Origin of the sequence: Mucilaginibacter angelicae (genome assembly GCF_042434235.1) — a bacterium.
Classification (GTDB): domain Bacteria; phylum Bacteroidota; class Bacteroidia; order Sphingobacteriales; family Sphingobacteriaceae; genus Mucilaginibacter; species Mucilaginibacter angelicae.
The window spans coordinates 50,999-72,079 of record NZ_JBHLTS010000004.1 but is presented as its reverse complement, the minus strand read 5'-3'; the positions used below and the strand labels follow the sequence as shown (position 1 = coordinate 72,079).

Genomic DNA, 21,081 nt, shown 5'->3' with positions numbered 1-21,081 from the left:
CCAATAAAAAAATGATCAAATGTAATTTCCCCACGCCATTAAAATTGATTTTAATGGCGTTTTTGCTGCTGAATTTTTGCGGCGCATGCTCTTATAAACAGAATCAGGCTTTCCTTGAAAAAAAAGATGCAAGCTCGCCGATAGCGGGGTTCACAGGGAATGCACAAATCTATAAAATAAAGCCGCAGGATATTTTACAGGTGCGAAACCTGCAGAATATCAAATACATAGTTGATGATGTTTCAACCGGTACAGGAGCAGGCGCTTCATCGCCAGGAGGTGCAGCTGCTTTCGGGCAAAGTTATGAAGTGGCCGAGGACGGTACCGTTGCCTTGCCTGTAATTGGGCGGGTACAGGTTGATGGTTTATCAAGACTGGAAGCTGCCAATAAAATCCAGGACCTGTATGGAAAAAACCTCATCAAAAACCCCATTATTGATGTAAAGATCATTAACCTTAAAGTTACGGTACTTGGTGAAGTTAGGCGCCCCGGTAATTACCAGTTAATAAAGGATAATGCCAGCTTAATTGATATGCTTGGCGAAGCCGGTGGCATTACCGATAAAGGGAATGAGAAACGTGTTAAAATTGTGCGCGGCGGAATTGTTAACCCGCAGATCATGGAGCTTGACCTGAGTGATGTAGCTTCATTATCCAGCCCGGCCATGATGATGCAAAACAATGATGTTGTATATATTGAACAAAATAGAAAGTCGTTACGGAATGAAAAATTACAGAATTTTTCAACTTTAATACAACCTATACTGCTGCTGCTTAACTCGGCGCTTATCATAACAACAATAAAGTAAAACTTTTTCTTCTTCTTAAAACCGTTGAATGCCCTGGTATAAATGCCGGGGCGTTTTTGGTTTATATCAATTGAATAAAATGAACCGGCAAAAAATACCTAAATGTGTTTTGTTATTGCATATATTACAATGTTGAAACCTAAATATTGAATTTTTGTAAAAAAATGCGAACCTTTTAGCGGCTCATTACCAAATAAGTATGGAAACTTCTGTTACCATAAATGAAAAAGATAGTACATTTAATGTATTGTTTCATCAAAATCCGCTGCCAGCCTGGATAGTTGAAATTACTACATTAAAGTTTATTGCCGTAAATGACGCGGCAATAAAGCAGTATGGTTATGAGCGCGAAGAGTTTTTAAGAAGCACTATCTCTCTGGTTAGCCCGCCCGAAGAGAAGGAAAGTTTTAAGGTACCTTTAAAAAAGTTAGAGTATAATCAAACAATAAAAAAGGAACTGATCCATCTTAAAAGAGATGGTACGCCGGTGTATGTTAGTATAACCTCATTCAATGTAAAGTTTTGTAATTGCTGTTGTAGCATGATCATTGTAAATGATATTACTGAAAAGCACTCAGGTGCTGAGGCCTTCAACGAACATATCAATGGAATTGAAAATCTGGCTTTTATCAATTCGCACCTGATCAGGAAGCCGCTGGCGAATATACTGGGGATAATTTATGCGCTTGACACCTGTAAGCAGGATAAATGTGAGCTTGAAGAGTCGATAAATATGTTGAAATTAAGTGCCGATGAACTTGATACGGTAATCAGGAAGATTAACTTACAGTTAGAACATCGGTTTTTTTGAATGTGAATTAATGAAAATTTGAAGTACTTTTAAATGTACGATTGACCTTAAGGACCGGCTGTATAATAGGTTTATGAAAAATGAACAAAACCTGTTAGGTATACAATACGTAGCTTCCTTAATAATGGATTGTAGTAATGCTATATGTTAGTTAACCAATATCCCTTTTAATGGAAAACGAATCAGGTAAAGTATTTGCCCCTTTAAGCCCCGGCGCCGAGAAATTGCAATCCTTTTTTATGGAACATCTTAACCGGCTTTATTGCGCAAAAGCACATATTGTTGAACGCTTGCCTGATATAGCAGATGCAGGCTGCTTTAAGAGTATAAAAAACGCTGTCAATGAAGCTATAGAACGGGCCGAAGTGCAGGTGCATAAGATGGATCAGATCTATAGCTTATTTAACACCAAATATTCATTTGATAATGTCAGCAACCTTGTTGGTTTTTTAGAAAAATCATTTACCAGTTTTCAATGGAATATGACCGATCCTGATCTTGGACTTATCATGATCATCTCATACCTGAGTTTTATTGAATGCCTTGAAGCCTCCTCTGTGCATATACTTAAAATGCTTGCTATTAAACTGCAAAACGAAAAGCTTTCGTTTTTATTAAGGGATAACTTTGTTAAAGTTGATCGTACGCTTGCCTCTCAGCTAACCAACATGTATACCGAATCTGCCCACTATTAAATCTACTCCCTGGCTTAGGGTAAGGTACGGAATGTTTATTTAACCAATAGTTATATCTTTTGGTCACAATGTTCATTTTATGCAATATTGTTCATTTCCGTTCATTTTTTTGTTTTAAAACTAACAGGAATATTATCAATTGTTTCAAGCAAACTTAATAATGTCATTTACGTAATATTGTATGAAATCTCGCCGGTATTATTATTACTGGTGCAGGATTTTTAATTGATTTTCTAAATTATTAGTTAATAGCGGACTTGTATTTTTAAGTATTTTTTAATTATTCGTATTCCGGTACTAAGCTAATAACACAATATGGTTTGTTTATAAAAGTAAAGTGTATATGACAGTTATTTCCCACGCTCATTATGATTTGTTAAAAAGGGAGATACTTACCGCCGCCGGCTTTAAAAGCATCAGCCCGGCTGATTGCCGTGTAATATCAGCGTTGGTTACAAGTAAAACTAAACATTGCATAAGTGAAACCACGCTTAAACGGATTTATGGTTTTGCCTTAAGCAGGTTCAATCCCTCGTCGTTTACACTTGATGTACTTTCCAAATATTGTAACTACAATAGCTGGAAAGAGTTTTGTGAAATACAGATTCAAAATGGACATGAACTGGTAAATAACGATTTTGACTGGAACCTGATCCGGAAAAAAGCTGCAGGCATAAGTAACTTAACTCTGCAGGCTGCCAGGAACCGGGCAGGGATCCCTTATCATTATGTTATTAAAAGAGAACTGGTTAACGCGCATCTGAGTGAATTTATCCATTCAGCTTTTACAACAGGTATATTATGTGCGCCTGCGGGCTATGGCAAAACAATGGCACTATGCCAATGGGTTGAAGAACGGCTGGAATTGAACGCGTCTGGCTTGCGTAATGACGTCATTTTGTTTATCAACAGTAACGCTCTTATAAACGCGTTGCAAAGCGGGCGTAATTTGTTTGAATGGGTTTTAGCTCTTTTGGGCTGCAGTACTAATCAGCAATTGATTGAGCTGGTTAATAAAAGGCAAAGTAAGGGAGGTAAATTTTATCTCGTAATTGATAGTTTTGATGAGCATGTACCCGGCACCGATCAGTTTCAGGCTATCTTAAATTACCTTTTGAAGGGGCTTGCTATATGTCAAAATTATGAGTGGTTAAAACTTGTGCTGGCCCTGCGTTCATCAACCTGGATAAATTACAGGCACGAATTGCAGGCAGGCAGCAACACATGGTTTACCGGTTTTCATCCCGATAGCAGCAAACATAATAACGTACCGTTACTTAGCCATAAGGAGGTAAATGAGCTTTGCCTTAAAATTAATCCATTGCTGCAAAATAACATCAGTTTTGAGGCTGCTGAAACGCTGGGCCATCCCTTGTTTTTTCAATATTATTTTAAACATCACCGGGGCAATTTTTCTTTAAGCAGCCTTAATAATGTTTGCCTTTATGGATTATCGGCCTCGTTTATACTTAATAACGTTTACCTGGGTAAAAACGCGTCTGAAAAGGTATTTGTTATAAAAAGCCTGGTTGAAAATATGGATATAAAAGGCGGGCATTTTGATATTGAAAAAATCAATGTACTGAACCTGCTTAAGCAATATAACCCGGCTTACCAGGAATTATTAGGAATTGGTTTTTTAAAGGAACTTAGCCATAATACTGGCCACAGTATACATACCTGTATAACATTTAATAACAATTTTTTAGAGCACAGCATTGCAAAAACATTGTTGTCATATGCTGATAATAAGTTTGACAACAGGTTTGCAGACCGTTTTAATGACACATTTATCCAAACCGAAAAGAAACTGACGGTATTGAAATGGTGTTTAATGATTGCCATTAAAACCGGTCAGCAAAACAGCCTTGAACACCTTACCGGCATAAATCTTGATTCTGCCGAAAAAGCCGAGTTAATGATGTTTATTGGCGATTTGATGGAAAAGGAATGCTCGTCAATGAAAGAGAACGAACTTTTGCTTCAATATTTTAAGCAAGTGTTTAGCGAAAAAATGTTTGAATACTTTTTTAGTCTCGATCTGATCAGCCCTGCGTATAAAAAAACGCTTTTAACGATGCTTAGATTTGAACTTTCTACAAGCCAAAAAATACTTATTCAAACGGCATTAGGTATAATTGCAGTAATACAACTGAACCTAAAAGAAATTAAAGTCAGAATTGAACAGCTAAAAAAGTTTAATCAGGCAGATATCGGAGCATTTGCTATTGATCCATTAAACTGTTTAACTGCCTTTTATGCATTTTTACATGATGGTACAATGCCACATGGGGCTTTTAATAAACTTGACCAGCTGTCGTTTTTGCCTGTTTTATGGACAGATCAGTTAAAACCATGTGCAGCAAATGACATGCTATTTATCCAGGGAGCTTATACTATGCTCATCTGCAGGGATTTATATAAAGTGGTAAGATATGTAAATACCGTAAAAAATATTTACAAAACCGATGAGATAGAGGAAGCTAAAACCCCTTTTGCCTTTTTTCTAAATCTGTTATCCGGCGAAGCCTGGTATGGGCTTGGTGAAACGGATAAAGCGCTTGATATATATAATTCAATAACAAATACCTTCGGCAGTGATGGCGGGCACCTGAGCCCTATTATTAAGGCACGTTTTTATAGCCTGAAAATAAAACTGCTCATGAATACCTCACGCGAATACCTGATAGTTGATGAACTGAGGTGTGTTAACGCTATTGCCGAAGACTCGGGAAACAAGATCCTGAAAATGGATGTGCTGATGATGCTGTTAAAACACAATGGAGTGCTTGACAGGTATCCTTTTTTCAAACGCCAAGCGGTTCATGATCTTACCATGATCATAAACAGGTGCGGCCTTAACCGCGACCGCTTTATTGTACCGGATATGGTGGGTTAGCCATGTTAACCGGGAGTTATATTAAAAGTTTTTTTATTTAAAAATTTTCTTGTAAATATGCCTCACCAATCAGTAAACCGATTTACCGCCCACGTATGCTCCACGATAAGGAATATCAAATGTGGCCTGATGCCCGGTTATTGGAGCAGTTAAGGCTTGATGACCGTAAGGCGTTTGAAATTCTGTACCATAAATACTCGTCGAAGTTGTTTTACGCAGCCTATAACCTTTTCAGGGATAAGGATGTTTGTGAAGACCTGGTGCAGGAGTTATTTATCGACCTGTGGACAAAGCGCAGCCAGTTAAACATCACCTCGCTCGAAGCATACCTCAAAGTAGCCATCAGGAACCGTGTGTTATTTTATCTGCGTACTAAAAAGGCATCTGTAGACCTCACTGTGATTGAAACACTGGTTGAAAAATATTCTGCCGACAGCAAACTGTTCCAGGATGATATTGCTCATTTACTTGAAGATGGTGTAGCTCAATTACCCGAAAAATGCCGTCAGATCTTTACCCTGAGCCGTAAGGAATATCTCAGCAATAAAGAAATAGCTGCCAGGCTAAACATCTCCATTAAAACCGTCGAAAATCAAATCACCATCGCTTTAAGGTACCTGCGTACCGGTTTAACTGATTATCTGCCATCGGTAATAGCCATCTTGTTGCTGCATATTTTGGGCAAATGATCACCCTGCCATATTTTTATTTTTTCATATAACCAAGTGCAGTTAAAAAGTCATCCTCCCGTTGATGCGCATCAGCCGCATATGCCGGATCAGAATCAAAATCTTTATATTGAATTTTTAAGTTTCGGGTTAATAAATGCCCAACCCCGGGATAAACATAAAGTGTGCATTTCGCCCCGGCTTTAACAGCTTCATCCCGGAATGCTATAGCGTCTTTTGTGTAAACAATACTGTCTCTCTCGCCTTGAATGATCAGAGTTGGCGGCAATTTCCTTGTGATATATGCTGAAGGAGAATAAGCAGCCGGGTCCCCTTTTCCTTTCATTAGGCCGTTAAAATAAGGGTCGGGAGCCATATTCAGTGCGGGAGAATAAAGTAAAAGTGCATTTGGGCGTTCGGCATCGCTTATTTTTTTACCGTTAACAGCCGGAATCAATGCGGTAGCTGCAACCAAATGCCCACCGGCCGAAACGCCATAACCGGCTACACGCTTCGTGTCTATGCCCAATGTTTTAGCCTGGGCTCTCACCCATGCAAAAGCTGCACATGCATCTTCCACACCGTCAATAGGGGATAAGCCGTTATTGGCTAACCGATAATCGATAGCGATGGCGACAATGCCTTTATCTGCAAATTCTTTAGCCCTGCCAAATGTCCAGGCTGCCTCACCCAGTCTCCAGGCGCCGCCGTGGAACAATAAAATTGCCGGATGTTTTCCGCCTGTTGCCGGTCTGAAAACATAGGCTTTTAATGAAACTTTACCTGCCCGGCGATAAATAAAGGAATCAGGGTTTGCGGCATCAATGCGTGTCAATGAATATAACTTGGTTGCTTTGTCCTTTGGGCGAGCACAAATGGCGATACAAGCGAGCAAAAGAAATAATATATAACGTTTCATAACTATGGCTTTGGTTTTATAAAAGATTTAAATTAAATCAAAATGTTGCATGTGATTGAAAATCAATCATCCCCAAAAAGAATTTAATCCCCTTTAAAAATATTTTCAATTGCTTTGGGGGGTACCCCGGTTTATTGCATCCTGCAATTATAAACCATGGCAAAGTTCCCTTTCAGAAAAAAACAATCCGGTGCAAGTGACAGGCATTTGCAGGAAGAGCTTGTAAATAAGTATTTCGATGAGCTTGATCTCGGCAACGTACAAAACGAAGCCGGAGATGAAGTGGAATTTAATGCCGATAGTGTATACAACCGGATCAATGCCGCTTTAGATCATGCAGAAAAGAAAAATCCGGGCAAATCGAAAAAATGGATGGTTGCCGCTTCGCTTATTGTGGGTTTGTGTATTTCGGTAACGGCAGCTTATTATTACCGCTATGCCCTGCTTGATCGTTTAGATCCCATCGCCAGCAAGCAATTGGTAGCAGCCAACGGGCAAACTGTAAACTTCACCCTTGCCGATGGTACCAAAATTTGGTTAAATGCTGGTAGTAAGCTTACTTATCCTGAAACTTTCCGGGGCGAAAAACGCGAAATTAAGCTTGAAGGCGAGGCTTTTCTTGACGTTGCACATGACCCAACCAAGGCCTTCATTGTACACACCGGGCAGGTGAGCACCCAGGTATTGGGTACCAGTTTTAATATCAAAGCCTACGCTAACGAACGCTTTATTAAGGTTGATGTTTTGAGCGGCAAAGTAGGGGTGGTTACACCCGCTGACAGGGCAAAAAGTACAACTACATTTTTAACTCCTGCCGAAGAGGTAGTATTTAATAAAGACGGTTTATCGGTTACCAAAAACAAACAGGTTGACGTGAACGCATTAAGCAGCTGGAAAGATGGAGAGCTGGTATTTAAAAATATGGCACTGACCGAGGTGCTCAACACCATTAACCGCCATTTCAATGTAACCGTAAAGGCCGATGTTAACCTGGTACGATGCTCCATTACGGCCAATTTTACCAATGTTTCGCTGGAGAATATCATGAAGATAGTGTCAAAACTGGTAAAGGGAAAAGCTGTGCAAAAAGGTACGGTTTATCAGCTAAAAGGCCGGGGTTGCTAACATAAAAACCAATTAATAAAAGAGATATACCAATTATTAGTTAACCTAAATAACAAGCTATGATGACATAAATACATTAAAAAACCCTGCTCAAAAGGGATTTTGACAGGGTTAAACTAAAATGCCGGGTTATTAATAAGTGCAGCGTTTAGAGGTCCAATTCAGAACGAAACACTTGAATTTCAAACACTTTAATTTTCTCAAATCTATGAATATATCTCTATTTTCAAATGGAGTAATTCGTCATGTATTAATATTAATGAAAATTACCTCGCTCGCCTGCTTTGTGGTTTGCCTGATGTGCTTTACGGCCGTGGCAAATAACTCGTTCGGTCAGAAATTCCTGGAGGTATCGGTTACGCTCAAATTAAAAAATGCCAAATTAACCGACGCGCTGGAGAAGATATCGAATGAAAAGCACATCAAATTTGCCTATGCCGATAATGTACTTAAACCAACTTATGTTGTAAGCCTAAAGGTTAAAGACAAAAGTATAAAGGAAGTACTTGACCAGGTTTTAACGCCCTTTAATCTCAGCTACAAAATTATTGATGATGTTATCGTTATTGATGAAAAGCCGGAAATTGAAAGCAATACAGGAGGGATTGAACATGGTCCCAGGCAACCCATCAAGATCAAAGGTAAAGTTACCGACGAAAACAACTTAGTTATACCCGGCGCAAGCGTGCGGGTTAAAGGCACCACTATTGGTACAGTAACCGATATTAATGGTAATTATACTATTGATGTGCCGGATGCCAATGGCACACTTGTATTTAACTTTATAGGCTATGCAGCTAAAGAACAGCCTATTGGCAATGAGGCTACTATAAATGTGCAGCTGGTTCCCGAACGTACTTCGCTTAACGAGGTAGTTGTGGTAGGTTACGGTACCCAGCGGCGTTCAAACCTTATTGGCGCGGTAGATCAGATCAGTGCAAAAGCCATCGAATCAAAACCATCAATTAACCTTACGCAGGCTTTGCAAGGCACATCGCCCAACCTTATTATACAACAAACAAGCTCCGAGCCAGGGGCTTATGCCAATGTGAACATTCGCGGCGTGAGTACACTTAATGATAACACCCCGCTGGTGGTTATTGATGGTATTACGGGCGGTGATATCAACCTGCTTAACCCCTTGGATATCGAGAGTGTTTCGGTATTGAAGGATGCCGGTTCGGCTGCCATTTATGGTTCACGCTCCGCAAATGGGGTTATTTTGGTTACCACTAAAAAGGGGAAGAATAACTCGCGCACTACGGTTAATTATAACGGGCAGGCCGGTATCCAGTCGCCGCATGTGGGTTACAAGCCGGTTCATAGCTATGAAAATGCAATTTTACGTAACGAGGCAGTAGTTAATGCGGGTTTGCAACCCATTTATAGCCCGCAGGATATTCGTAATTTTCAGCAGCAGGGCGATCAGCAATGGTTTTTGGATGCTATTTTAAAAGATTCATGGCAGCAAAGCCATAACCTGAGCTTAACAGGCGGTAATGCTACTACATCTTTCCTGGTATCTGCCGGTGTTACCGATCAGCGCAGCAATTTGGTAGGGCCCGATTATGGGTTAAGGCGTTATAACTATCGCATGAACCTTACCAGCAATTATGGTAAACTAAAGCTAACCAGTATCCTTGCCTATTCCCGCTCCGAGATCAGGGAACACTCCTACAACACCGGAACTTTGATTGTTGATGCAGGCCGTACGCCAACTTATTATAAAATTAAAGACGATCAGGGCCGTTACCTCACCAACGATGTATTGACAGAGTTTAACCCGCTCGGGATATTGGAACAGGGTGGTTACCGTACCCATGATGATGACAACTTGTTGGGTAATTTAAATGCCGAACTATCAGTTACTAAAGATTTTAAGGTGAAAGCCGTTTTTGGCGGCCGCTTGCTTTCAAATCACCAGTTTACAAGGGTTAAGCAGGTTAATTTCTATCCTTCAGGTACTTATGGCGCCGACAGGAACACAAACGACGATAATAACAAGGACCTGTTTACCAATACGCAATTACTGGCCGAGTATGCTAAAACCTTCAGTAAGGTACATAACGTTGATATACTTGTAGGTGTAGCCAACGAATCTACAACCAGTAAAGCAAACAGCATCCACCTAAAATATACCGACCCTGAACTGGGCACGCCTACTACAGGTACTATTATTGATCCCAGTTCCACCGCTTCAAATAACGCTACTACCGAAACCAGCCTCAACTCACTATTCGGCCGGGCAAGTTACTCGTACATGAACAAGTATTACGGCGAGTTTGACTTTCGGGTAGATGCTTCATCAAAATTTGCTCCGCAAAACCGTGGTGCTTTCTTCCCGTCGATATCAGGTGGTTACAGGCTTACCGAGGAAAGCTTTATGCAAAACTATCGCAATAACATTGGTGATTTAAAAGTGCGGGCATCATATGGTATTTTGGGAAATCAAAGTGTGAGCGATTATCAATACTTACGTACTTATGGCCCATTCCAAAATGCCTATGGCTTTAACAATTCGGGAGTAGGCGGTACAGCTATATCATTTGCCAACCCCGATTTGCGCTGGGAACGCGCCGCAACCCTTAACATAGGCGTTGATGCAGGCTTCCTGAAAAATAGCCTTACTGTTGCTATTGATTACTTTAATAAAACTACCCGCGATATCCTTTTGCCACCTATTGTTCCGGGAACGTTTGGGGCCGGTTTGCCGAGCTATAATGCGGGTAAAGTACAAAATCATGGATGGGAGTTAACGGTTAATTACTATTTAACCACACAAAATTTTAAGCACTCCTTTAGCTTCAATGTTGCCGATAGCAAAAACAAGGTACTTTATCTTGAAGGCGGGGATCAATTGCGAAGCTATGATGAAATGCAGGTGATCAACCGCGTTGGTTTGCCGATAGGTTCATACGTAGCTTTAAAGCGCGATGGTTATTTTCAAAACCTTGATGACATCAAAAACGGGCCTAAACCAACTGGCTTAACCGTATCTCCGGGCGATAACCGCTATGTGGATGTGAATAAAGACGGTGTTATTGACGATAACGATAAGTTTGTGTTTGGCAACCCATTTCCCCGTTTAACTTTCGGCTTTACCTATAACGTAAGTTATAAAGGCTTTGATTTTAACCTGTTTTTACAGGGTGTAGGTAAACGAAGCATGTTTATAAGGGGGGAACAGGTTGAACCTTTCCACGTAAACTACTCACAGGTTATTTACCAGCACGAGCTTGATTTCTGGACACCTCAAAATCCCGATGCACGTTTCCCGAGGCTCGCAGCCAGCGGCAGCCAGTCGAACGAAAACAATTTCAGGCGTGGGTCGGATATGTATTTGTTTGATGGTAAGTACCTGCGCGTAAAAAATGTGCAGGTGGGCTATACCCTTCCAAATACCTGGGCTAAGTTATTGGGCTTACAAAAGCTGCGGGCTTATGTATCCGGTCAAAACCTGCTTACGTTTTCGGGTGTGAAGTTCATCGACCCTGAATCAACTGAATTTAACAGTAACCTTAATGCCGGTGGGGCAAATAGCGCACGCTCTTACCCAACGCCAATTTATTACGGTTTTGGTTTAGATGTAACCTTATAATACTATCCATCATGAAAAAATATTCAACATATAAAACCGCCTTTTTAGTATTGCTGGCCAGTTTATCGGCCTGTAAAAAACTTGACCTGGCGCCTACTAATAAGTTTACCGATAGTAATTTCTGGACAACTACCGAAAAAGCAAATGCAGTGCTCAACACGGCTTATTCGCAAATGTTCAGCAATGATTATTTCTTTTATAACGAAGGGGCTTCAGACAATGCTTATAACGGCCGTGGCGACAACCAGGGAGCAGCTTCACTTGCGGCCGGCACTTATGACCCTTCGCTTGGCCGTATCAAGCAGGAGTGGGGCTACCACTACAGTGGCATTAAAACCTGTAATATATTTTTAGAAAATGTTGACAGGGTAACCGTAATGGATGCTGCGTTGAAAGCCCGCATGAAAGCCGAAGCGAGGTTTATCCGTGCTTTCCACTATTTTATGCTTGAAACCTGGTGGGGCGATGTGCCTTTGTTTGATAAAGACATCAGTATTGATGAATCAAAAAACGTGGCCCGCACGCCAAAAGCTCAGGTAGTTGATTTTGTGCTGAAAGAACTTGATGCAGCAGCAACAGATCTGCCGGTTAATACCGCATATAAAGATGCCGACAGGGGCCGTATTACCAAAGGTGCTGCTATTGCTCTTAAAGCAAGGGTGCTGCTGTATGAAAGCCGCTGGCAGGAGGTTGCCATCACCTGCGAAAAGCTGATGAACGATAACAGCAACGGCACTTACAGCCTTTTTCCATCATACGAAGGTTTGTTTTTACCGCAAAATGAGTACAACAGCGAGGTGATCCTCGACCTGGAGTTTGTACCGGATGTACGTACCTACAGTAACTTTTTTGACATGGCACCGCTTGCCGTTGGCGCCCGCTTAAATGCCCTTGCCCCAACACAGGAACTTGTTGACAGCTACCTGATGGATAACGGTAAAAAGATCACTGATTCGGGTTCGGGTTATGACGAAAATAATCCATACGTAAACCGCGATCCAAGGCTTACCAATACCGTGGTATATAACCTTTACAAATGGAAAAAGCCTGATAACTCTATCCAGGTAATTTACACCAAACCTGGTTCTGATCCGGGTGATACTAAACCCGACGAGTATGCTCCGGGCAAAGTAAGTTCGCCTACAGGATATTACACCCGTAAATATTATGATCCTGCATCTGCCGTGAATTTTCAATCGGCTTTAAACCTGATCCTGATCCGTTATGCCGATGTGCTGCTAATGTACGCCGAAGCCAAAAATGAGCTTAACCAGCTTGATGCAGGGGTATGGGATAAAACAGTTAAAGCGCTGCGCACCCGTGCCGGTTTTACCGATGCACCCGCGCTTAACTTCAGCGCTGCCAGCCAAACCGATTTAAGGAACATTGTGCGTAACGAACGCCGTGTAGAGCTTGCTATGGAAGGCCTGAGGGTTTTTGATATCCGTCGCTGGCGCACTGCCGAAACCGTATTGAATGGTTGGGCCCACGGAGCCAAATTTGGTCCGGCATCGGTTGATAACGGTTACATAAGGGCTAACCTGCGCACTTTTGACAAGGGTAAAAACTACCTGTGGCCAATTCCGCGCGATGAACGTGCCGTTGATCCCAACTTAACTCAAAACCCGGGCTGGTAAATCATTAATTATTTATAAAAGATATTATAATCAATTACGATCATGAAAAATATTACTTACTGCCTCATGGCAGGCATCATATCCATTTTAATAATAACAGGCTGTAAAAAAGATAAAACCCTTGAACACACTAAGGTATCGGCAGTAACCGATTTGTTTGCACCTGCAAATAACAAATTTATTCAGCTGGAGCCTGTAACAGGTTCTGCCACCTTTGAATGGGGCGAAGCCCACGCCGAGGACAACGGCCTTGTACTGTATGAGGTTGCTTTTGATAAAGAGGGGGGCGATTTTTCAAAACCGCTTTACACCATTCCTTCTGATGCTAATGGTTTGTACAACAAGTTAACCTTATCATACAAAGACCTGAACAAAATTGCCGATATGGCTGGTATTCAGCCACAGGCATCGGGTAAGTTGAAATGGACAGTAATGTCGTCAAAAGGGATCAATGTAGTTAAATCAACGGCATCAAGTATTGTTGAAGTATTACGCCCTGCCGGTTTCAGCGAAATTCCTGCCGATCTGTTCCTGACCGGCTCAGCTACCGAAGGTGGCGAAGACCTTAGCAAAGCTGTTCACTTTAAACAAACATCAAGCGGTGTTTTTGAAGCCTGGACATCGTTAAAAGCCGGCACTTACCATTTGGCCGAACGCAATACCGGTACACCTGCTACTTACTCCATTGATGGCACCAAGCTGCTTAAGGATGGTAATACCACGGTAACCGGCAGCACAAAGGTTGAGCGTATTGTAGTTGACTTTACCTCTGCATCGGCCGCGTTAACTGAGGTTACCGAGGTTGGTTTATGGTTTGCTGCTGATAACAAGGTTTGGTTCCCGCTGCCTTACAAAGCAGGGGGTAAATGGGAAATTGATAATGCTTCTATCGTTTTCCACCAGGAGTCATGGGGTAGGGATGAGCGTTATAAATTCCGCTTTACCTTTAAAGATGCGGCGGGCAATAGCTCAACCCAGTTTTATGGGAGCAGCAATTCAGATAACAGTCGCCCGGATGCCAATACGGCCAAATCATTCTGGTATATGGTGCCGGTTAACAACTCGCAGTACGACTTCTGCTTTAAGTTTACCGGAGCAGCCGATAATCACAACGCGGATATTGTAGTTGATTTTAGCGCCGATGCTGCCGCCTACACCCACATTGTTACTGTTAAATAATACTGACCGGCTACTTTTCTTCATGCCGCTAAGGCATGGAGAAAAGTTTACGATAAAATATATTTTATGAAAAATAAGCTATTCAACAATATAGCCTTTGCTGCCCTGATGGGCTGTATGGCCCTACCTTTTTCATCGTGCTTAAAGGATAAACCCTTTCCGCTGTATGGCAACAAAGCTTCGGCAAAGGTGGAATATAAGTACGCCGAAACAGCAGATTCCTTACAGGAAAAAACATATACCACTTTCATATCGGCAAACGGCAATTATTTTGTGCAAAATAATGCCGGCAGCACCCAGTTTAACTACTGGCCTAACGCTCATACGCTGGATATTTTTACCGATGCCTACCTGCGCACCAATAATGATATCTACAAGCAACGAATGAGCTCACTTTTAGCCGGGATTAAAACCACCAATGGCGGTCTTTCCAATAATTTTTATGACGATATGGAATGGCTGGATCTGGCAAGCCTGCGCGCTTATAGCGCCACAAATGATGCCGCTTACCTCACCGCGGCCCATACGCTTTGGACAGATATCCAAACCGGCGAAAACAGTAACCAGGGAGGTGGGATAGCCTGGCGCAAAAATCAGTTGGATTATAAAAATACACCTGCAAATGCGCCTGCCATTATTTTTGCCGCCCGCTTATACGCGCTGGAAAAGAACGAAGCCGACCTCGCGACAGCAAAACGCTTGTACACCTGGCTGAAGAAAACCCTGCTTGATCCTTCAGGCATTATCTGGGATGGTATAAACGCCAATGGCGACGGGCAGATCAGCAAGTGGAAGTTCACCTACAACCAGGGGGTATTTATTGGTGCTGCTTTGGAGCTCTATCATGTTACCAAAGATGCTGCCTATCTTACCGATGCTGTAAATACGGCCAACGCCACTATTAATGATACGGATATTTCACCGGGCGGCATCCTGAAATCAGAAGGGCAGGGTGATGGTGGATTATTTAAGGGCATCCTGATCCGGTATCTTACACTATTGGCCCTTGATCCCGATGTATCAGAAACCGACAAAACTAAGTTTATCAGCTTCCTGAAATTTAACGCTGAAACACTATACACCACAGGTATAGAACGTCCATCACTCATGATCAGTCCGGATTGGAAAAAGCAACCATCAGGTACTACCGACCTTACTACGCAGTTAAGCGGTGTAATGATGGTTGAAGCTGCTGCTACTTTAAAGAAGGCAGGGAAGTTGTAAGGGAAATGTTTTTATGTCATTGCGAGGAGGAACGACGAAGCAATCGCATGCTATACAGGGCGACCATGCTTCCGTGCAATTGCCGCGCTACGCTCGCAATGACATTTTTTTGTTTTACCCAAACAAATTATTAGTAAACTCCAGCTTTATCCTTGTCTGAAAATTGTCTATCGTTTTAAAGATCTCCTTTAAGGCTACTTTTTCAATTTTGGTGAGTTTATCCGGGTCAATGTAGTTGTCTGGTTCGGTACGGTCCTGGATAATTTGAGAGGCCTGGTTACGGAGACGCAGGCTCATTAAAAAATAGTACGACTGGATCAGCTCGTGGACCTCCTTTTCATTGAACACGTCTTTTTCTTTCAATGCTTTCAAACGTTCGCCGGTGTTAACCTCAAAAATACGGTGGCGCAGGGCATACATTCGCACAAGGTCAACAATGGGTGTCATCGACTTTTTAATATCAAAAACCTCCTGGCTGCCTTTGGTGAACGTTTTGATGTTTTTGAAAAAGGTGAGCGGCGGCTCATACTGCAACGCATTTTTAGCCATATGGAAAAAGATCTTGCCCAAAGGCTTTTGTAGCTCCTCGTCCAGAAACTCCTTCAACTCGTCCATAATGCCGGCTTCGCCGTACAGGTAGCGGCAATCAAAAAAAGTAGAGAACTGGATCACGGTTTCGGGAACAGCCTCGGTCATCCAGCTTTCATAATTGCGTTTCCAGTGGGATAGGGAGTGTGTCCATTTAGGGTTTTGGGCCATATAGCCCCCGGTACAAAAACTGAAACCAATATGGTCCAGCTTTTCAGAGACTTGTTGTGCGAAGCTCAGGAAATATTCTCGCACCTCTTCCCGGTGTTCATTGGCTTTATCTTCATAGATAATGGCGTTATCCTGGTCGGTTTTAAAGGTTTGTTCTTTACGGCCTTCGCTTCCAAGCACCATAAAAACAAATTTGGCAGGCGGTTGCCCCATTATTTCAATAACGCTCTCAATTACTTTTATGGCAATGGTATCTGCAATGGTGGTGATCACCTGGTTTACGATTTCGGCATTTACACCGCGGCCAAGCAATTGCGTAACCATTTGCGGTACCGATTCCCATTTGCGTTTAAGTTCCTGTACCGAGATAGCCTGTTTAACCGATTGTATAAATACCAGCGGTGACTGCGCCTGCTCAGCCAGGAGTTTATTCCTGCTGATGCTGCCCACAAATTCATCGCCGTTTTTAATGAGCAGGTACCGCGTTTTGGTGCGGAACATCATCAAAATAGCCTCATACACATAGGCATTGGTGCTGATGCAAACGATGGGGTTGTCCATAACATTGGCAACAGGCTGGGCAGTATCGGCCTGTTTGGAAACTACATTATCGCGCAGCGTAATATCAGTTACATAGCCTACAATTTTGCTTTGCTCATTGCGGATAAAAATGCAGCTCACCTTATGTTTAGCCATTAACCGGGCAGTTTCATATACCGGGGTACTTTGCGGACAGGAAACTATTTCGCGGTATTCAATGGTTTCAATTTTGCGCGAGTATAATTGCTCGGACGCTATATAGCTTTCTTCAAAAGTGGCCGGTCGTTTATAAAAATGAGCAAACTCATCATTGAGCATGCGCTTGCCAAAATCGGAGGTGAAATATTGAAAAAACTCTTCGTAGGTTTTGCAAAGCGAGCGGAAATCTTTGCGGTGCAAAAAGAAAACAGTAGTGCCCTTTTTTGCAATCACCGTACGGATAGACTGCTTACGGTTAAGCAATACCGAAATTCCGCCATAACAATAGCCTGAATAGTGATGTTCCAGCAAACGCTTGTTTTGCTGGCTGTCATAAAAAAAGGATTCGTATTCGCCTTCGGCAATGATATCCACACCGCGCATTTTGGTTACTTCCTGCTGGTAAATAACGGTGTCCTTACTATAACGGATCTCCTGCAATTGATCGGCAATCTCTTCTAATACCTCCGCAGGCAGCAAGTTAAAAGGGGATACTTTGCTTAAAAATTCAAGACGTTGAACCATATAACCAAAAAGCTATGATGATGATCAATATTAAAACGATGGCTGCAGGTAAAAGGTATTTTTTTTCGGAACGGATTTTTTGCAGGTAAACTTCCTGGTGTGCAATGCGCTCTTCGTCAATGTCGCCGCGTTTCAGCATCTCAAAAAAGCATTCGGCGGTAGCCTCGGCATCCTCAAGGGCGTTGTGCTGCCTGTCTAAAGTTTTGTTAAACAGTACTTCGTACAATTGGTTTAACCTTAAATATTTGGCCTGTGGATTTTGCACCCATTTGGTGGTTGCCAGCATGGTGCAAAAGGTTTTTAAGTTTTCGAGCGGGTTGGGAATTCCTGCACGGTAAAACTCAACACCGGCAACATTTAGGTCAAGCTCAATAAAGTGACCTATTACTAACGGCTCATACTCAAGTAGATCATTAGCCAGCATGGTCATTACATCTTTGCGCCATTCGCCATGTTCGGCCAGGTATTCAAGGGTAAGACCGTGAACATCATAAGCTTTTTTGCTTATGGTGAAATCATTGTCTTTAATAAAATGGTCTTCACGCTTCAGCTCAACCATATCGCTGGTGTAAATGATCCATGACACCTGCAGGGCGTATGGCCAGTTATCGTTATTACAATAAGGCTGGTCCCACTTTTTGGGGAGGCCTGAAGTTTCGGTATCTATGAATAACAGGTATGCTTGCACATGCTAAATTTATGAAATTATTTGAATGATGGTAGTGGCGTGAGTTTTTGTAACCAATTTGTGAACCATCTTTTTTAAAAAATACCGTTATTTTAGCCCGCCCCTTTAAACCAATTCTGCCAAATGTTCAAAAAAATCACTGTTAGCTTTATCCTGTGTTTCTGCAGCGCATTAATATTAGCGCAAACTACTATTAAACAAAGTATCAATACCAGCTGGACTTTTCATAAAGGCGATATAGCCGGTTTGCCCACCATAACAACCGATGCATCGGCATGGCAAAAAATCTCCTTGCCCCATAGCTGGAATACAGTTGATGCTAACGATGATGAGCCGGGCTATTATCGGGGCATTGGCTGGTATAAAAAGACCATCTATGTGCCGGCCCAATGGAAGGATAAACAGCTTTCCCTGTTTTTTGAAGGGGCCAATGAGGTAGCCGAAGTGTATGTAAACGGTAAACTTGCCGGAAAACATATCGGGGGTTACACGGCGTTCAGTATCCCGGTTAATACATATTTAAAGCCTTTTGCAAAGGATACCTTAACGGCTAACGAAATTATGGTAAAGCTGGATAATAGTCATAACGAAGACATCCCGCCGCTCGATGCTGATTTTACTTTTTACGGAGGCATTTACCGCGATGTATATATCGTAGCATCCAATCAAATCTCCTTTGATACTGAACTTGCTTCCCCCGGGATCAAAATAAAAACACCCGCTGTATCTGCCGAAAGTGCTGAGTTGCTGATTGAAGGAACAATAAATAACCTGTCAACCAAAAAAACTAAAGTTAAAGTTATAAGTGAAGTGGTTGATGCCGATGGCAAAGTTGTAGCAAAGTTGCAAAGCGCGTTGAGTTTGGGTACCAATCTTGCATTTAGCCAGAAACAAATGGTAGCTAATCCGCATTTATGGTCGCCGGGTGCGCCTTACTTGTATCATGTGGTTTCAAGGATAGTTGATGCCTCAACCGGGCAGCAGCTGGATGAAAGCAGCAGCGCGTTTGGTTTCCGCTGGTTTAGTTTTGATGCCGATAAAGGTTTCTTTTTAAACGGGAACCCTGTTAAGCTGATAGGGGCCAACCGTCATCAGGACTTCCAGGGAATGGCCAATGCCATACCCGATGCTATCAATATTCATGATATGGAATTGCTGAAGGCTATGGGCGCTAACTTTATCCGCGTAGCTCATTATCCGCAGGATCCATCGGTATTGGAGGCTTGCGATAGGTTGGGCATCCTGGCATCGGTAGAAACACCCGAAGTTAACCGGATCACTGAGACCACGGCCTTTGCCGAAAACACCAGACACATGCAGATGGAAATGATTCGCCAGAATTTTAATCACCCAAGCATAATTATCTGGGCCTATATGAACGAGGTAGAGATCGTGCCGCGATATAAATCAGGATCGGACGAGCAGAAGAAGTATTTTGTTAACCTTGTGAATTTAGCCAAGCAGGTGGATAGCCTTACCCGTCAGGAAGATCCATCGCGATATACCATGATCCCCTGCCAGGGCGATTTCGACAGGTATTATAATACTGGCCTGGCTGCCGTACCGCAAATTGTAGGCTGGAACCTGTACTATGGCTGGTATGCCAAAGATTTTGCCGGACTTGACAAGTTTTTAGAGAAACACCACAAAATGCTGCCAACCAAACCCATGATCATAACCGAGTACGGGGCCGATGCTGATAGCCGCTTACATAGTTTTGACCCGCAGCGTTTTGATAAAACAGTTGAGTACGAAGTTAAATACCATCAATATTATCTTGAACGCATTAAAAAACTACCTTTTGTAGCAGGTGGCGCCATCTGGAACCTCGTTGATTTTAATGCCGAGATGAGGCAGGAGGCCACCCCGCATATCAATACCAAAGGTTTGCTCACCAATGATCGCCAGCCAAAGGAATCATACTTTTTTTACCAGGCCAACCTGCTTAAGCAGCCATTTATTAAAATAGGTACAAACACACTTAAAGCAGGAAATGCCGATGAAAACAATGTTTGCCAGCAGCCGGTAAATGTGTACAGCAACCAGCCGCAGGTAAAGCTATGGCTTAATGGTAAGCTATTGGAAAGCAAAGCTGTGCAGGATGGGCTGGCTACATTTACTGTTCCTTTTACATCAGGCAAAAACACGCTTAAGGCAACGGGTGGTGAGGGCGATAACCAGCAGGAAGATTTTATGACGGTTGATTTTAACCTCATTCCGCACAACTTGAGCAACCCACAAACGCCATTTACCGAGCTTAATGTAAGCCTCGGTGATAAGCGCCAACTGGTTGATGAAAAATTGCATGAGGTTTGGGTGCCTGAGCAACCTTATACCAAAGGCAGTTGGGGCTATGTCGGCGGCGAGGTATTTACCCTTGGCCAAAACGGGCAGCTTCCATACGGTTCAAATAAAAACATCCTCGAAACTAATTACGATCCCATTTATCAAACGCAGCGTGTTGGGTTAAGCGATTTTAAGCTGGATGTGCCTGCCGGTAAATACGAGGTCACCCTGCATTTTGCCGAGCTCACCACTAATGATAATTCGCCGCAGTTGGTTTATAACCTCAATAACTCAACCCAAAAACAAACCGCCATTGCCCGCAGTTTTGATGTGCTTATCAATGGACAAACAGTAATTGAGGGATTGGGTAACGGCAATTATCTTGAACCATTGAAAGCTTATTCAACGAAGGTCCCGGTTATTGTTGGCGGGGATGGGATAACGATCAGCTTTAAAGCGATAAGCGGGCAGGCGATATTGAATGCAGTGCAGGTGAGGAAGGTGTATTAAGGAAAAAAATA

At 42.4% G+C, this 21,081-nt stretch carries 14 protein-coding genes; 11 read left to right on the top strand and 3 right to left on the bottom strand.

Features of this window, described 5'->3' with window-relative positions; genetic code table 11:
• The first annotated feature begins 53 nt into the window (after positions 1-53).
• From ACFFGT_RS00515 to ACFFGT_RS00495, 5 genes are all read left to right on the top strand, one after another.
• Positions 54-809: a polysaccharide biosynthesis/export family protein gene (locus ACFFGT_RS00515; RefSeq protein WP_377020530.1), complete on the top strand. Its 756-nt coding sequence runs from the start codon at positions 54-56 to the stop codon at positions 807-809.
• 199 nt (positions 810-1,008) lie between these two features.
• The gene (locus tag ACFFGT_RS00510) at positions 1,009-1,620 is read left to right on the top strand and encodes a PAS domain-containing protein (protein WP_377020529.1); all 612 of its coding nucleotides are present in this window, start codon (positions 1,009-1,011) and stop codon (positions 1,618-1,620) included.
• Between the two features lie 170 nt (positions 1,621-1,790).
• A complete protein-coding gene (locus ACFFGT_RS00505) occupies positions 1,791-2,315 on the top strand; it encodes a DUF892 family protein (RefSeq protein WP_377020528.1) in 525 nt (174 codons plus the stop codon).
• 343 nt (positions 2,316-2,658) lie between these two features.
• A complete protein-coding gene (locus ACFFGT_RS00500; protein WP_377020527.1) occupies positions 2,659-5,214 on the top strand; it encodes a hypothetical protein in 2,556 nt (851 codons plus the stop codon).
• Between the two features lie 95 nt (positions 5,215-5,309).
• A complete protein-coding gene (locus tag ACFFGT_RS00495) occupies positions 5,310-5,903 on the top strand; it encodes an RNA polymerase sigma-70 factor (protein WP_377020526.1) in 594 nt (197 codons plus the stop codon).
• 16 nt (positions 5,904-5,919) lie between these two features.
• On the opposite strand, the gene ACFFGT_RS00490 is transcribed toward ACFFGT_RS00495, so the two are convergent.
• The gene (locus tag ACFFGT_RS00490; protein WP_377020525.1) at positions 5,920-6,801 is read right to left on the bottom strand and encodes an alpha/beta hydrolase; all 882 of its coding nucleotides are present in this window, start codon (positions 6,799-6,801) and stop codon (positions 5,920-5,922) included.
• Between the two features lie 156 nt (positions 6,802-6,957).
• Between ACFFGT_RS00490 and ACFFGT_RS00485 the strand changes: the two genes are divergently transcribed.
• From ACFFGT_RS00485 to ACFFGT_RS00465, 5 genes are all read left to right on the top strand, one after another.
• Positions 6,958-7,926 carry a FecR family protein gene (locus ACFFGT_RS00485; RefSeq protein ID WP_377020524.1) on the top strand — a complete coding sequence of 323 codons (969 nt, stop codon included), beginning with the start codon at positions 6,958-6,960 and terminating at the stop codon, positions 7,924-7,926.
• A 259-nt stretch (positions 7,927-8,185) separates the two neighbouring features.
• Positions 8,186-11,524 carry a TonB-dependent receptor gene (locus ACFFGT_RS00480; protein ID WP_377020523.1) on the top strand — a complete coding sequence of 1,113 codons (3,339 nt, stop codon included), beginning with the start codon at positions 8,186-8,188 and terminating at the stop codon, positions 11,522-11,524.
• An 11-nt stretch (positions 11,525-11,535) separates the two neighbouring features.
• A complete protein-coding gene (locus ACFFGT_RS00475) occupies positions 11,536-13,161 on the top strand; it encodes a RagB/SusD family nutrient uptake outer membrane protein (RefSeq protein ID WP_377020522.1) in 1,626 nt (541 codons plus the stop codon).
• A gap of 42 nt (positions 13,162-13,203) precedes the next feature.
• The gene (locus ACFFGT_RS00470) at positions 13,204-14,340 is read left to right on the top strand and encodes a SusE domain-containing protein (protein WP_377020521.1); all 1,137 of its coding nucleotides are present in this window, start codon (positions 13,204-13,206) and stop codon (positions 14,338-14,340) included.
• A gap of 66 nt (positions 14,341-14,406) precedes the next feature.
• Positions 14,407-15,564 (top strand): glycoside hydrolase family 76 protein, encoded by a 1,158-nt coding sequence (locus ACFFGT_RS00465; RefSeq protein WP_377020520.1) that lies wholly within the window; start codon positions 14,407-14,409, stop codon positions 15,562-15,564.
• A gap of 114 nt (positions 15,565-15,678) precedes the next feature.
• On the opposite strand, the gene ACFFGT_RS00460 is transcribed toward ACFFGT_RS00465, so the two are convergent.
• The gene (locus ACFFGT_RS00460; RefSeq protein ID WP_377020519.1) at positions 15,679-17,586 is read right to left on the bottom strand and encodes a DUF294 nucleotidyltransferase-like domain-containing protein; all 1,908 of its coding nucleotides are present in this window, start codon (positions 17,584-17,586) and stop codon (positions 15,679-15,681) included.
• A complete protein-coding gene (locus ACFFGT_RS00455) occupies positions 17,570-18,274 on the bottom strand; it encodes a 3'-5' exonuclease (RefSeq protein ID WP_377020518.1) in 705 nt (234 codons plus the stop codon). The genes ACFFGT_RS00460 and ACFFGT_RS00455 overlap by 17 nt, the downstream gene beginning before the upstream one ends.
• A 123-nt stretch (positions 18,275-18,397) precedes the next feature.
• Between ACFFGT_RS00455 and ACFFGT_RS00450 the strand changes: the two genes are divergently transcribed.
• The gene (locus ACFFGT_RS00450; RefSeq protein ID WP_377020517.1) at positions 18,398-21,070 is read left to right on the top strand and encodes a glycoside hydrolase family 2 TIM barrel-domain containing protein; all 2,673 of its coding nucleotides are present in this window, start codon (positions 18,398-18,400) and stop codon (positions 21,068-21,070) included.
• The last annotated feature ends 11 nt before the right edge of the window (positions 21,071-21,081 follow it).